Genomic DNA, 13,518 nt, shown 5'->3' with positions numbered 1-13,518 from the left:
GTATGAATTGCGCGAGATGCTCGACGGCTACGCCGCGTCGCGCGTCGCGGTGCTGCCGGGCGCGCGCCGCCTGCCGCTGGTGCGCCAGCTCGAGGCGGCGATCGCGACGATGAACCAGGCCGTCGACCAGGGCGATGCGCAGGCCTACTACGCCGAGAACCTGAAGTTCCACTGGGCCGTCGTCGAGGCGGTCGGCAACCGGCAGCTGCTCGACAGCTACCGTGGCGTGATCCAGCGCCTGCACGTCGCGCGGCTCACCAACCTGTCGGGCGATGCCGGCCGGCGCATCTCGATCGCCGAGCACGTGCAGATCGCGAAGGCGCTGCGCCAGGGCGATGCCGCCGCCTGCGAGCGCCTCGCGCGTGCCCACGTCACCGACGCCCATTCACGACTCGGGAGCGTGTCGCCGACGTAGACACCGCATCCGGGTTCCATGCCTCAAAAAGATCACGACATCGGAGACAAGCATGAAACGACGCACCCTTCTTCACGCCGCCGCATTCGGCACGCTGCCTGTGGCCCTGGTCGGCACCGCCCGCGCACAGGCCAGGTTCCCCAGCAAGCCGATGCGCTACATCGTGCCGGTGGCCGCCGGCGGTGGCAGCGACATGGTCGGCCGCACCGTCACCGAGCGCTGGGGCGCGCTGCTCGGCCAGACCATCGTGGTCGACAACCAGGGCGGCGGGGGCGGCGTGATCGCCGCGCAGACCACGGCTCACGCCGCGCCCGACGGCTACACGCTGATGCAGGGTTATGTCGGCACGCACGGCACCAGCCCGGCCACCCGCAAGCTGCCGTACGACGCGGTGAAGGACTTCACGCCGATCGGCATGATCGGCGCGACGCCGAACGTGCTGGTGGTCAATTCGCAGCTGCCGGTGAAGACGCTGAAGGAGTTCGTCGACTACCTGAAGAAGAACCCCGGCAAGGTCGCCTACGGCTCGGCCGGCCCGGGCTCGCTGACCCACCTGACGATGGAGCTCTTCAAGCAGCAGGTCGACTCGTTCATGGTGCACGTGCCGTACCGCGGCATCGCGCCGGCCTTCACCGACCTGATCGGCGGGCAGACGCAGGCGATGTTCCCCGGCCTCGCGGCGGCGATGCCGCACCTGCGCAGCGGCAGCGTGCGCGCGCTGGCCGTCACCGGCACCAGGCGCCATCCCCAGGCCAAGGACGTGCCGACGCTCGAGGAGTCCGGCTACAAGGGCTTCGACGCGATGCAGTGGTACGGCGTGGTCGGCCCGGCCGGTATCCCGGAGCCGATCGTGCGCCAGCTCAACGAGTCGCTCGCGACGGTGCTGAAGGCGCCCGACCTGCGCGACAAGCTCGCCGTCGAGGCGGTCGAGCCGATGGCGATGACGCCGGCGCAGTTCGGCGACTACGTGCGCAACGACATCGCGCGCTGGGCCAGGCTGGCCAAGGCGCGCAACATCCAACTCGACAACTGAAGAGAGTTCCCATGGCCCGCAACACCCAGGTCGCCGCCGACCACAACGCCCCGCCGATCACGCAGATCCTCGCCCGCTTCGTCGCCGAACACCCGTCGCGCGGCTGGAGCGATGCGGTCGACCACGAGGCGCACCGCACCTTCCTGAACTGGCTGGGCTGCGCGGTCGGCGCGGCGCGCCACGAGGCGGCCGATGCCGCGCTGGCGGCGGTCAACATGCTGCAGCCGGCCCCGCAGGCCACCGTGCTCGGCCGCGCCGAGCGCGTCGACATGGCGAGCGCCGCGCTGGTGAACGGCATCACCTCGCACACCTTCGATTTCGACGACACGCACCTGAAGACCATCATCCACCCGGCCGGGCCGGTCGCGTCGGCGCTGCTCGCGCTGGCCGAGCACCAGGGGGCCAGCGGCCGCGCGCTGGTCGATGCGCTGGTGATTGGCATCGACGTGGCCTGCCGGCTCGGCAACACCGTCTACCCGGAGCACTACGACCGCGGCTGGCACATCACCGGCACCACCGGCATGCTGGGCGCGGCGGCCGGCTGCGCGCGGCTGCTCGGGCTGGACGTGCAGCAGACGGCGATGGCGCTGGGCATCGCCGCGTCGCAGCCGGTCGGCCTGCGCGAGCAGTTCGGCACGATGACCAAGCCGTTCCACCCGGGGGCCGCGGCGCGGGCCGGGCTGATGTCGGCGCTGCTCGCGCGCCACGGCTTCACCAGCAGCCCGAAGGCGATCGAGGCGCCGCGCGGCTTCGCGCAGGTGGTGTCGACCAAGTGCGCCTGGAACGAGGTGACTGACGAACTCGGCGAGCGCTTCGAGATCTCGTTCAACAGCTACAAGCCCTTCGCCTGCGGCATCGTGATCCACCCGAGCATCGACGCCTGCGTGCAGCTGCGCGAGCAGGGCGTGCGCGCGGAAGACGTCGAGCGCATCGAGCTGAAGGTGCATTCGCTGGTGCTGGAGCTGACCGGCAAGAAGGAACCGGCCGACGGCCTGCAGGGCAAGTTCAGCGTGTACCACGGCTGTGCGGCGGGGCTGGTGTTCGGCCATGCGGCGGAAGAGGAGTTCTCGGATGCGGTGGTGACGCGGCCCGACATGGTGGCGCTGCGCCGAAAGGTTGTTGCCACGGTCGACGACCGCATCGACGAGGCGAGCGCCGACGTGACCGCGGTGCTGCGCGACGGCCGCCGGGTGCATGTGTTCGTCGAGCATGCGATCGGCTCGCTGCAGAAGCCGATGAGCGACGCGGCGCTGGAGGGCAAGTTCCATGGCCTCTCCGATCCGGTGCTCGGCGCGGCGAAGACGAAGCAGTTGATCGCGGCCGGCTGGAAGGCCGGCAGCGCGGCGGACCTGAAAGCGCTGGTGGCGCTGGCTCGGCCATGAGCCGGCGTCCGCGCATCGTCGTCCTCGACGATTGGGAGCGCAGCTTCCGCCGGCTCGGCGACTGGCGCGCGATCGACGCGGCGGCCGACGTGACGATCCACCACGTGCCGCTGCGTGGCGAGGCATTGCTCGCTGCGTTGCGGGAGGCCGATGCGATCGTGCTGATGCGCGACCGCACGCCGTTCGGTGCGGACCTGCTGGCTCAGTTGCCGAAGCTGCGTTTCCTCGCCTACACCGGCACGCGCAACAACGCGCTCGACTCCGCGGCGCTGCAGGCACGCGGCATTCCGGTGCACCACACCGAATGGGGCCCGTCGAAGAGCGCGACCTGCGAGCTGACCTGGGCGCTGATCCTCGGCGCGGTGAAGCAGGTGGCAGCGGCGAGCGCCCGGCTGCGCGCCGGCGGCTGGCGCAGCGAGGCGGCCGAACCGCTGGCGCCGGTGCTGCACGGCCAGCGGCTGGGGTTGATCGGTCTCGGCGAGATCGGTGGGCGGGTCGCCGCGGTCGGCAGGGCCTTCGGGATGGACGTGGTCACCTGGAGCCCGCACATGACCGAGGCGCGCGCGCTGCAGCATGGCGCGAGCGCGGTGTCGCTCGACGAGCTGCTGGCGACCTCCGCGGTGGTCAGCCTGCACCTGGTGCCGTCGGCCGAGACGCGGCACCTGATCAACGCCGAGCGGCTGGCGACGATGCGGTCGGACAGCGTGCTGGTGAACACTTCGCGTGCGTCGCTGGTCGACACCGACGCGCTGGTGGCGGCGCTGAAGCAGGGGCGGCCTGGGGCCGCGGCGCTCGACGTGTTCGATGCCGAACCGCTGGCGGCGGACCATCCGCTGCGCGAGGCACCGAACCTGCTGCTGACGCCGCACCTGGGTTTCGTCGTCGAGCCGGTGTTCCAGCGCTTCGCGAGCGGGATCACGGCCGGCCTGGCGGCCTGGCTGGCGCAGGGCTGACCCCCACTCCCGTTCGGACTGAGCTTGTCGAAGGCCCGCGCGCTTCGGTCGCAACCCTTCGACAGACGGGCCCTCGGCAGGCTCGGTCCCTGCTCAGGGCGAACGGGACATGGTGATCAAGGCGTCGCCGCCTCCAACGCCTGGCGCAGCGACGCGAGCGTCGCCGCATCGAGCGGCGCGCGCAGCGTCTCGCCCACGTCGCGGCGCTCCCACACCAACGCATCGTCGGTCAGCTGCAGGCGCTGYGTGACCTCGCCGTCGCGCAGCAACTGCAGTTCGGTGCCCGGCGCGGGCCGGACGTTGCCGAGGCTCTGCCAGCGCCCGTGCGAGGCGCTCTCCAACCGGCCGAGCCAGCGGCTGACGGCGTTGTCGAACGGGTGTTGCGGGCCACCGGGGCGTTGCCAGTACCAGCGTGTCGCCTCGCCGCTGATCTGCTGGCGCAGCTGGGCGATCGCAGGGCCGGCGGCGGCGAAGCTGGCGATCGCCGCGGCTTCGGGCGCTGCGGCCATGGGAGCCGGCGCGGCCATCTTGGCGGCGACACGTGCGCTCTGATCAGGAGTCTCGCTGCTGCGCTCGCGGCTCTCGTTGCGGCTGCGTTCCGCCTTCGCACCGGCCCCGGAATCGGGTGAGCGCGGTGCGGCAGGCGGGGCCGGCGCGGGCAGAGGTGCGGGTGCAGCTGCAGGCGGTGCTGCCGCCGTCGGCCCCGGCATCTGCAGCGTCGTTTCCTCGGCCACGATGCCGCGCGAATCGGCCGCCGCATCACGCCGCTTGGCCTCTTCGGCGCGGTGAGGTGCCGCCGGCTTCGGCTTCTCGACGCGCGGAGCCTGTGCCTGCGCGGGCGCCGGTGCAGGTGCTTCGCCCGCCGGCGCCGCCTTGACCTTCTCCTGTTCGACAGGTGCGGGCTCCGCGACCGGCGCCGGCGCGGCGGGCGCCTGCATCGCCACCCGCGGCGGCAGCGCCTCTTCCGGCGGGCGATCGCGCCACAGCAGTCCGGCGAAGCCGATCACCATCACGCCGGCCAGTGCACCGGCGAAGCGGGGGCGGCCGATCCAGTCCCACAGCCGCTGCCCCACCGACGGTGTCGCCGCAGCAGCCGGCCGTCCCTCGCGCGCCTTCGCCTGCGCCTGGCGCAGGATCAGCTCGCGCAGCGCCGCCGGCGGCGCCGCATCGGCATCCGGCGCATGGCGCAGCGCCTGCCGCAGGTGACGGTCGTGCTCGATGTCGTCGCGCTCGATGTCCGGTTCGCCGCTCATCGCGAAGCCTCCGTGCCGTTCAGCGGCGCGAGGTACGCCCCCATGCAACTGCGCAGCTTGCTCATCGCGTAGCGCAGCCGCGTCTTCGCGGTCTCGAAGCCGACCTCCAGCGTCCGTGCCACGTCGGCCAGCGGCAGCTCGTCGTCGTGGTGCAGCAGGAAGGCGCTGCGCTGCGGCAGCGGCAGCTCTTCCAGGCAGGCCAGCAGGCGCTCGCCGGCGCGCCGCCAGAACGCGATGTCTTCGCCCTGCGGCGCCGGCCACTGCTGCCATGGCACGCCCTCGGCTGCCTCGGGCTCCCACGGCGCGTCGTCATCGTCGTCGTTGGTGATCGACACCTCGCGGCCGCTGCGCCGCCAGACGTCGATCACCCGGTGGTGCGCCAGCGTGAACAGCCAGGTGCGAAAGCTCGCGCCCTGCGGCTGCCAGCTGGCACGCGCGTTGACCACGCGCAGCCAGGTGTCCTGGAACACCTCGTCGGTCTGCGCCGACAGCGCGCCGCCGAGCAGCCGGCGCACGAAGCGGTACAGCCCGGCCTGGTGGCGGGCATACAAAGCTTCGAAGGCGGCGGCGTCGCCGCCGGCATAGGCGCTCATCAGGTGGTCGTCGCTGGGATCGGTGTGGGGGCCGGGGTGCATGGCATGGCAGTCTGCCTGATACGGTGGGTGATACGCGCGGCGGTGCGCAACGGGGTGAAACGACGGCCCGCAAAAATATCGCGGCGAGGTTCACCCCATCGCACCGGCTGCCACGTGTCAGCCAGGGTCACGTTCCGACAACCCTGGAGACCCGCATGGACACGATGAAGACCCCGCGCCGCACGCTGACCTCGGTGCTGATCGCCTCGCTGCTGCTGGCCGCCTGCGCCGGCAGCCTGGACGGCAACCTCGCGCAGGCCGCCGAGCCCTGGCCGCCGGTGTGGCAGGACGCGCAGCCGCAGCTTGACGATGCACCGCCCGCGTTCTCGCCGCCGTCGGCCACCAGCTGCCACCGCCTGCCGGCGATGCGCGAGGTGCCGGGCGGCCCCGGCCAGTACGGCAACCGGCGCCTGGGCCGCGCCGAGCGCCTCGAGCGCGAGTCGCTGAAGGCCGAGTCGAAGTCGGCACCGGAGCGGCGCGACGAGCCGGCGATGGCCGCGGGCTCGGCGGCCGATGCGGTGCGCGAGCGCGCGCCGATGGCCGTCGCGCCGGTCGCTCCCGCCGCGAAACCGTCGGCCGAAGCGAGCGGATCGTTCGCCGCCGAGCCCTGGCCGGCCCCGCCCGCGCCGCAGCCGACGAAGCCCCGTCCGGCGCGCGAGACCGTCACCGCCGGCATGGTCGACGACAACGCCGACTTCGGCGAGTACCTCGCCTACCGGCAGCGCAACGCCGGCCTGCCGGTGCGCGAGCGCGACATCAGCGAGCGCTACCTGCTCGAGGTGACCGATGCGCAGGGCGACCCGGTGCACGACGCCGAGGTGGCGATCCAGCGCGCCGGCGTCGCGCAGCCGGTGATGTGGGCGCGGACCGACACCGCCGGCCGGGTCTGGCTGCACCCGCGTGCGTTCCTGGGGCAGGGCACGCAAGGCGACCGCATCCTCGGTATCGCGGTGCGCAAGAACGGCATGCAAGGCCGCGCGCAACTGCAGCGCGGCCAGGCGAGCGCGGTGCAGGTGCGCCTCGGCCAGGCGGTGGCGGCGCAGCGTCCGCGGCTCGACCTGGTGTTCCTGGTCGACGCGACCGGCTCGATGGGCGACGAGATCGCGAAGCTGAAGAACTCGATGCACGCGATGGCGCAGCAGATCTCGCAACTGCCGGTGCAGCCCGATGTCTGCTGGGGCCTGGTGGCCTACCGCGACCGCGGCGATGCGTTCCTCACGCGCACGCAGGACTTCACCGACGACCTGCGCGGCTTCCAGCAGGTGCTCGGCCAGGTCCAGGCGAACGGCGGCGGCGACACGCCGGAGGCGCTGAACGAGGCGCTGCACGAGGTGGTGCACGGCCTGAGCTGGCGGCGCGACGCGGCCCGCATGGTGGTGCTGGTGGCCGATGCGCCGCCGCACCTGGACTACGGCGGCCCGCAGTACGACACCGACATGCAGGCCGCGCTCGCGAAAGGCATCAAGCTGTTCGCGGTCGGCGCGAGCGGGCTCGATCCGGTCGGCGAGTACATCTACCGGCAGATGGCGCAGTACACCGCGGGCCGCTTCGTGTTCCTGACCTACCGCGATGCGGCCGACCCGGGCAGCGGCCCCGGCACGCAGACCACGCACGACGTGAAGCAGTACTCGGTGCAGACGCTGGACCGGCTGGTCGTGAAGCTGGTCGGCGATGAGTTGGCGAAGCTGAAGCGTACTTGACACTGTGTGCACATAGTGTAAAGTAGCGGCAATCGATCAACCTGCCGCCTGCTTCACCGATGCCTTCTGCAACCCTCGATCCGGTCGATCCGACCAGCGCGCGCCGCGACGCCATCCTGCAATCCGCCGCCGGCGTCTTCCTGCGCTACGGCTACCGCAAGACCTCGATGGACGACCTGGCGCGCGCCGCCGACCTGTCGCGCCAGGGCCTCTACCTGCACTTCGCCAACAAGGAGGCGCTGTTCAAGGAGGTGGTGGTCCAGCTGATCGGCCAGAGCCGCGCCACGATGCGCGCGGCGCTGGCGCGCGACGAACTGCCGATCGACGAGCGCCTGCTCGTCGCCTTCATGGCGCTGAAGTCGCAGGGCGACGGCAGCGAGATGCCGCAGGAGCACCTGGCCGAGCTGTTCGCCACCGCGACGCAGCTGGTCGGCCCGGTGCTCGACGAGCTCGAGCAGGCGATGGTCGCCGACCTGTCGCGCGTGCTGCAGGCCAGCGGCATCGCCGCCGGCTGGAAGGAAGCCGGGCTCGGCGCGAAGGACCTGGCGCTGCACCTGACGGCCGCATCGCACGGCATCAAGCACCAGGCGAAGAGCACCGCCGAGTACCGCGAGCGCATGCGCGTCGCGATCCGGCTGGTGTGCCGCGTGCCCGCACCTGTCTCGACGCGCCGCTGAGCGTGCGCCCCTGAATGCCCACCCGGAGTGACCCTGCCATGACTTCCGCCTCCCTCTGCCCCCGCCGCATCGCCCCTGCCGACCACAGCCAGTCGCCGCAGCACCGCGATGGCAAGTTCCGCAACGTCGCGCCGCGCCAGTCGCCCGGCTTCCTGAAGACGCTGTCGATCGCCTGGCGCGTGCTGACCAGCAAGCCCGACACCACCGTGCCGCATGCGCCGATCCCGGTGCAGGCGCTCACCGCAGCGGCACTGGCCGAGGCGCCCGATGCCAGCCTGTTCCGGCTCGGCCATTCGACGCTGCTGCTGAAGCTGGCCGGCGAGTTCTGGCTCACCGATCCGGTGTTCTCCGAGCGCGCGTCGCCGGTGCAATGGGCCGGCCCGAAGCGCTTCCATGCGCCGCCGATCTCCATCGCCGAGTTGCCGCCGATCAAGGGCGTGATCCTGTCGCACGACCACTTCGATCACCTCGACCACGCCGCGATCCTCGAGCTCGCGCCGAAGGTGGAAGTGTTCACCACGCCGCTGGGCGTCGGCGAGCGCCTGATCGGCTGGGGCATCGACGCCGCCAAGGTGCGCCAGCTCGACTGGTGGCAGTCGACCAGCGTGCACGGGGTGCAGCTGGTGGCCACGCCGGCGCAACATTTCTCGGGCCGCAGCCTGAGCGACGGCGACCGCACGCTGTGGGCCTCGTGGGTCATCGTCGCGGGCGACCTGCGGCTCTTCTTCAGCGGCGACACCGGCTACCACGCCGACTTCAAGACCATCGGCGACCGCTTCGGCCCGTTCGACGTGACGCTGCTCGAGACCGGCGCCTACGACAAGGAGTGGCCCGAGGTGCACATGCAGCCCGAGGAGACGCTGCAGGCCCACCTCGACCTGCGCGGGCGCTGGCTGATGCCGGTGCACAACGGCACCTTCGACCTGGCGCTGCACCCGTGGCACGAGCCGTTCGACCGCATCCTCGACCTGGCCGCGACGCATGGCGTGCGGCTGGCCACGCCTGAAATGGGCGAGCGCCTCGCGCTGGACGCACCGCAGCCGGGGAAACGGTGGTGGACGAGTGTGTGAGCGGGGTAGCATCCACTGATGCGACGACCTGCCCCCCTTTCAGCCGTGCTCGCCGGCGCGGCGCTGCTCACCGCCTGCGGCGGCGGCTTCTACGTCGAATGGAGCAACGGCTTCGATGACGACGGCCCGCCGAGCGTGCAGCTCGTGGCTTCGTCATCGTCGGTGCAGGCCGGCGGCTCGGTGCGCCTCTCCGCTGCCGCGAGCGACCAGAGCGGCATCGACGAGGTGCGCTTCTACCGCCTCGACGGGCTGAGCTCGGTGCTGCTGGGCGGCGACAGCTCCCCGCCCTACGAATGGACGCTGACCGGCCCGACCGACGGCCGCAGCACGGTGCGCGTGTACGCGCGGGCGGTCGACAACGACGGCCATGCGGCCGACAGCAACACGCTGGCCCTGAGCGTGACGCCCTGATGCGCCGGCTGCCGCGGGTCTTCACCTCACTGCTGCTCCTCTCCACCACGCTCAGCCACGCACAGCAGGCCGACGCCCCGCCCGTGAAGATCGAGGCCACGCCGAGCGGCAAGCCACTGTGGGAGATCGGCGTCGGCGGCGTCGCCGTCAACGGCCCCGACTATCCCGCCGCCGGCACACGCCACGCGCGCATCGCCCCGGTGCCGATCTTCGTCTACCGTGGCGAGCGCCTGCGTGTCGATGAAGACGGCGTGCGCAGCCGGCTGTTCGCCGGCGGGCGCCTCGAACTCGACCTGTCGGGCGCGGCCGCGTTCAACGCACGCGACAACGATGCTCGCCGCGGCATGCCCGGTCTCGACTACCTGTTCGAGCTGGGCCCGCAGCTGCGCTGGCGCCTGCCGCTGCAGGACGGCCAGCAGCTCAGTGCCCACCTGAAGGCGCGCGCGGTGTTCTCGACCGACGGGCGCGGCATCGACCGCCACGGCAGCGTTGTCGAACCCGAGCTGCGCTGGCAGCGCCGCGGCTGGCCCGACAGCGAGAGCCAGGTGCAGCTCAGCGTGGTCAGCACCTGGGCCAGCGAATCGCTGCACGACTATTTCTACCAGGTGGACCCGCGCTACGCGACCGCGCAGCGGCCGGCCTACGACGCGAGCTCCGGCTACTTCGGCAGCGGCGTGCGCGCGTGGTGGTCACGCCGCATCGCGACCGACACGGTGCTGAGCCTCGGTGCCTCGCTGAACAACCACGCCGGCGCGGCGAACCGTGCGAGCCCGCTGTTCGAGCGCAGCAGCACGGCCAGTTTCGCGGCGGCCCTCATCTGGACGCCATGGAAGAGTGAGCAGCGGGTTCCCTGATCAGAACTCGACCATCAGGTGCAGCACGTGCGAGCCGATGCGTTTCTCAACGCGCGGGATGAACGCGATGCGCGTCGTCACACCGTGCACCGTGAACAGCGACACCGTCGGCACGAACAGCGGCTGCACCGCGTGGTCGTAGCCGGTCACGCCGCCCATCGTCACGCCGAAGCGGCCGTGCTCCAGCGTGTAGCCGGCGTAGGCGCTGTTGCGGCGCAGCGAGTTGCGATACGCGCCGACCGTCCAGTCGTCGTCGCTGCGGTAGTAGAGGCCCGGGTTCGAGTTGTTGTAGCGCTTCGCCGGGATGTGCTTGCTCGCGATGTGCAGGCCCCAGGCCTCGGCCCCCGCCATGGGCGCGAATGCGGCCAGCGACAGACCGGCGAGGCATGCGGCAAGGAGGGAGCGGGGCAGGAACATGGGGCGGGCTTTCGATCGGGTCTGTCTGTGCCCTTTCTTTTCGACGGCCCGGCGTTGGCACGAAGCCGTCGTTTCGGACCCGCAGGCGGGTCCGCGCACAAGCACACGGCATTTGTTGGCGCCCGCACAGCCGGTTACAGCTGGGTTTCATCGCGCTGACACGGCGTGTCGGGCAGCCCCCTAGGTCGCAGGTCAGACAGCGGCTGACAAGCTTCCCGCGCGGTCCTACAGTCGCGGCGAGGCCGCCACGCGAACGGCCCCAGGGGACACGGCTCATGAAGCCTGATGACGATGGCCCGGCAGCGTTGCCGGCCGGCTCTTTGCCAGATGACTGGAATGCGCTGCAACAGGCCGAGCAGCTCGCGCTGCAGGCGCGGCGCCGCCATGTGCTCGGCCTCGCCGACGGCGACGACCACCCGGCGCTGAAGCTGCCCACCGTCGGCCTCGCGCTGTCCGGCGGCGGCGTGCGCAGCGCGACCTTCGCGCTCGGGCTGCTGCGCGGCCTGTCACAGAGCCATGGCCAGCCCAACAGCGAGCGCGCCGACCCGGCCGACCGCTCGCTGGTGGCCGATGGCCTGCTGGGCCGCGTCGACTACCTGTCCACCGTCTCGGGCGGCGGCTACACCGGCGCGATGTTCGGCCGCCTCGTCAACGCCTTCGGGCTGCAGCAGGCGCAGGCGCTGCTCGCGCGCAGCGATTCACCGGTGTTGCAATGGCTGCGCCGCAACGGCCGCTACCTGTCGCCGGCCGGCTCGCGCGACATCGGCATCGCGGTCGTCACCTACCTGCGCGCCTGGCTCGCGATCCACACCGAGTTCATGTTCGCCTGCATGCTGCTCGGCCTGCTGGTGATCGCACCGCACCTGTGGCAGCACAGCACGCAGCAGCTCGACCCGCAGGGCTGGGAGCGATGGTTCACGCCGTGGTGGCCGGCCGCGCTGGCGCTGTGGGCCGCCACGGCGCCCGGGCTGGTCGCAGGCTACTGGGCGGCGCGCGACACGCACGACCCCGATGCGCGTGCAGTAGGCCCCGGCTGGCGCGACGTGGTGTTCGTCACCGCGATGGCCTTCGCCGCGTGGCTGCTGCTGCGCGAGCTGCGCAGCGGCAGCACGGTGAACCCGGTGCGCGACGCGCTCGACTGGGCCACCGCGGCGCTGCTCGCGCTGCTGTCGATCGTGGTCGGCCAGCTGTTCGTGCAGACGCGCCTCGCGCTCGGCCGCGAGCCGCATGCGCTGGCCGTCGCGCGGCTGCGCAACCAGCTGACGCGCTGGCTGAAGGCGGCCACGCTCGTCGTCGCCGCGATCGGCGGGCTCGGCGCGCTCGACCGCACCAGTTGGTGGGTGCTGGAGGAGCTGCAATCGGGCAACCAGTGGCTGTGGGGCGGCGTCGGCTTCGGCGGCGTCGTGGTGCTGGTGCTGCGCCGGCTCGCGCAGCCGCTGCAGCAGATGGCAGCCGAGGCCGGCGCCCGCGCGCGCGGCTGGCTGCCGCGGTTGATGGACGTCGGCTCGCTGGTCGGCCTGCTCGCGCTGGTGACGGCCTGGCTGGTCGTGCTGCAGTGGTTCGTGTTCGCGCCCGAGACCTTCAGCGCGCTGCGCGAGGTGCCGGCGTGGATGCGCGCCGTGCTGGTCGGCGCGCTGTGGCTCGGCTGGATCGTGCTGACCGCCGGCAATGCGCAGATGGCGAACACCTCGTCGCTGCACAGCTTCTACCGGGCGCGGCTGACGCGCGCCTACCTCGCGGTGGGCAACCCGCGGCGCGGCCTGGTCGGTGGGGTCGCGCACGGCACCCAGGGCGGCCCGGCCCAGGACGTGACCAGCGTGGTCGACGGTGACGACACCGCGCTGGACAGCTACCGCCCCGAGGCTCGCGGCGGCCCGATCCACCTGGTGAACACCTGCCTGAACCAGACGCGCGACGACCAGAGCGGCCTGTACAACGCCGACCGCAAGGGCACCGCGGTGACGGCCACCTGGCGCGGGCTGGAGATCGGCCCGACGGAGTTCGTCGCGCTGCAGCCGGACGATGACACCGGCACGCTGGGCCGCTGGATCGCGGTGTCGGGCGCGGCCGCCTCGCCCGGGGCCGGCTCGTACACCTCGCGCGGGCTCGCGCTGCTGGTGTACTTCCTCGGCGTGCGGCTCGGCCACTGGGTGCGCGCGCCGCGCGAATCGGTGCAGCTGCGCTGGCTCAGCCGGCTCGCGTGGCGCTTCGCGCCGAAGCCGCTGATGCTGGCGAGCGAGGCCTCGGCCACCTTCTTCGGCGTCGAGCGGCCCTGGTGGTACCTGTCGGACGGCGGGCACTTCGAGAACAGCGGCATCTACCCGCTGCTCAAGCGCGAGACCGACTTCATGGTGCTCGCCGACGCCAGCTGCGATGCCGACTACGGCTTCGGCGACATCGAGAACCTGGTGCGCAAGGCGCGCATCGACTTCGGCGCCGAGATCGACTTCTACACCCGCGAGGAGGCGCAGCACCTGTTCAGCCTGGCCGGCAGCGACCTGACCGTGCTGTCGCCGGAGCACATGGCCGACAACCACTCCACCCGCGGCGTGCTGCTTGCGCGCGTGCGCTACCGCGAGCGCGCCGGCCCGCGCGGGCCGTGGCGGCCCGAGGGCACGCTGCTGGTGGTCAAGCCGAACCTGCACGACGCGCTCGACGTCGACCTGCTGGCCTATGCGCGGCAGCACGAGCGCTTTCCGCACGAATCGACCGGCGACC

The 13,518-nt window shown here is 71.9% G+C and carries 13 protein-coding genes; 10 read left to right on the top strand and 3 right to left on the bottom strand.

Translation table 11 applies throughout. The annotated features are described in order from the left end of the window. The 4 genes from AC1D12_RS10320 to AC1D12_RS10305 form a co-directional block, all read left to right on the top strand. Positions 1-415: GntR family transcriptional regulator (locus AC1D12_RS10320; RefSeq protein ID WP_477840280.1), on the top strand; the 415-nt coding region annotated here is incomplete at its 5' end. Positions 416-467: 52 nt separating this feature from the next. Next, positions 468-1,448, top strand: a complete 981-nt coding sequence (locus AC1D12_RS10315) for a Bug family tripartite tricarboxylate transporter substrate binding protein (RefSeq protein ID WP_477840278.1) — start codon at positions 468-470, stop codon at positions 1,446-1,448. 11 nt (positions 1,449-1,459) lie between these two features. Continuing rightward, a complete protein-coding gene (locus AC1D12_RS10310; protein ID WP_477840276.1) occupies positions 1,460-2,830 on the top strand; it encodes an MmgE/PrpD family protein in 1,371 nt (456 codons plus the stop codon). Beyond that, positions 2,827-3,783: a D-2-hydroxyacid dehydrogenase family protein gene (locus AC1D12_RS10305; RefSeq protein WP_477825006.1), complete on the top strand. Its 957-nt coding sequence runs from the start codon at positions 2,827-2,829 to the stop codon at positions 3,781-3,783. The genes AC1D12_RS10310 and AC1D12_RS10305 overlap by 4 nt, the downstream gene beginning before the upstream one ends. Before the next feature lie 116 nt (positions 3,784-3,899). On the opposite strand, the gene AC1D12_RS10300 is transcribed toward AC1D12_RS10305, so the two are convergent. Together AC1D12_RS10300 and AC1D12_RS10295 are read right to left on the bottom strand one after the other, a co-directional pair. Continuing rightward, complete coding sequence (locus AC1D12_RS10300; protein WP_477840274.1) at positions 3,900-5,036, bottom strand: hypothetical protein; 1,137 nt, start codon at positions 5,034-5,036, stop codon at positions 3,900-3,902. Beyond that, complete coding sequence (locus AC1D12_RS10295) at positions 5,033-5,671, bottom strand: sigma-70 family RNA polymerase sigma factor (protein WP_477840272.1); 639 nt, start codon at positions 5,669-5,671, stop codon at positions 5,033-5,035. Before AC1D12_RS10295 ends, AC1D12_RS10300 begins: the two co-directional genes overlap by 4 nt. 155 nt (positions 5,672-5,826) lie before the next feature. On the opposite strand from AC1D12_RS10295, the gene AC1D12_RS10290 reads away from it, so the two are divergent. The 5 genes from AC1D12_RS10290 to AC1D12_RS10270 are packed head-to-tail and all read left to right on the top strand — an operon-like array spanning position 5,827 to position 10,383. Continuing rightward, positions 5,827-7,371, top strand: coding sequence for a vWA domain-containing protein (locus AC1D12_RS10290; RefSeq protein ID WP_477840271.1), 1,545 nt, complete (start codon positions 5,827-5,829; stop codon positions 7,369-7,371). Positions 7,372-7,430: 59 nt separating this feature from the next. Continuing rightward, entirely contained in the window at positions 7,431-8,048 is a 618-nt protein-coding gene (locus tag AC1D12_RS10285) for a TetR/AcrR family transcriptional regulator (RefSeq protein ID WP_465111286.1), read from the top strand. 38 nt (positions 8,049-8,086) lie between these two features. After that, positions 8,087-9,118 carry an MBL fold metallo-hydrolase gene (locus AC1D12_RS10280; protein ID WP_477825010.1) on the top strand — a complete coding sequence of 344 codons (1,032 nt, stop codon included), beginning with the start codon at positions 8,087-8,089 and terminating at the stop codon, positions 9,116-9,118. An 18-nt stretch (positions 9,119-9,136) separates the two neighbouring features. Then, positions 9,137-9,529 (top strand): Ig-like domain-containing protein, encoded by a 393-nt coding sequence (locus tag AC1D12_RS10275; protein ID WP_156154668.1) that lies wholly within the window; start codon positions 9,137-9,139, stop codon positions 9,527-9,529. Then, positions 9,529-10,383: a MipA/OmpV family protein gene (locus tag AC1D12_RS10270; RefSeq protein WP_465111288.1), complete on the top strand. Its 855-nt coding sequence runs from the start codon at positions 9,529-9,531 to the stop codon at positions 10,381-10,383. Before AC1D12_RS10275 ends, AC1D12_RS10270 begins: the two co-directional genes overlap by 1 nt. Here AC1D12_RS10270 and AC1D12_RS10265 read toward each other — a convergent pair whose 3' ends face one another. Continuing rightward, entirely contained in the window at positions 10,384-10,800 is a 417-nt protein-coding gene (locus AC1D12_RS10265) for a hypothetical protein (RefSeq protein ID WP_477840269.1), read from the bottom strand. It abuts the gene before it with no gap. A 275-nt stretch (positions 10,801-11,075) separates the two neighbouring features. On the opposite strand from AC1D12_RS10265, the gene AC1D12_RS10260 reads away from it, so the two are divergent. Then, positions 11,076-13,518: hypothetical protein (locus AC1D12_RS10260; RefSeq protein ID WP_477840267.1), on the top strand; the 2,443-nt coding region annotated here is incomplete at its 3' end.

Source organism: Rhizobacter sp. P1_G5 (assembly GCF_056405435.1).
This window is presented reverse-complemented; position numbering and strand designations above follow the sequence as displayed.

Bases quoted from the DNA above. Each gene is read 5' to 3' on its own strand.
- AC1D12_RS10315 (WP_477840278.1), top strand. From the start codon at position 468: ATGAAACGACGCACCCTTCTTCACGCCGCCGCATTCGGCACGCTGCCT.
- AC1D12_RS10310 (WP_477840276.1), top strand. From the start codon at position 1,460: ATGGCCCGCAACACCCAGGTCGCCGCCGACCACAACGCCCCGCCGATC.
- AC1D12_RS10305 (WP_477825006.1), top strand. From the start codon at position 2,827: ATGAGCCGGCGTCCGCGCATCGTCGTCCTCGACGATTGGGAGCGCAGC.
- AC1D12_RS10295 (WP_477840272.1), bottom strand. From the start codon at position 5,671: ATGCACCCCGGCCCCCACACCGATCCCAGCGACGACCACCTGATGAGC.
- AC1D12_RS10290 (WP_477840271.1), top strand. From the start codon at position 5,827: ATGGACACGATGAAGACCCCGCGCCGCACGCTGACCTCGGTGCTGATC.
- AC1D12_RS10285 (WP_465111286.1), top strand. From the start codon at position 7,431: ATGCCTTCTGCAACCCTCGATCCGGTCGATCCGACCAGCGCGCGCCGC.
- AC1D12_RS10280 (WP_477825010.1), top strand. From the start codon at position 8,087: ATGACTTCCGCCTCCCTCTGCCCCCGCCGCATCGCCCCTGCCGACCAC.
- AC1D12_RS10275 (WP_156154668.1), top strand. From the start codon at position 9,137: ATGCGACGACCTGCCCCCCTTTCAGCCGTGCTCGCCGGCGCGGCGCTG.
- AC1D12_RS10270 (WP_465111288.1), top strand. From the start codon at position 9,529: ATGCGCCGGCTGCCGCGGGTCTTCACCTCACTGCTGCTCCTCTCCACC.
- AC1D12_RS10265 (WP_477840269.1), bottom strand. From the start codon at position 10,800: ATGTTCCTGCCCCGCTCCCTCCTTGCCGCATGCCTCGCCGGTCTGTCG.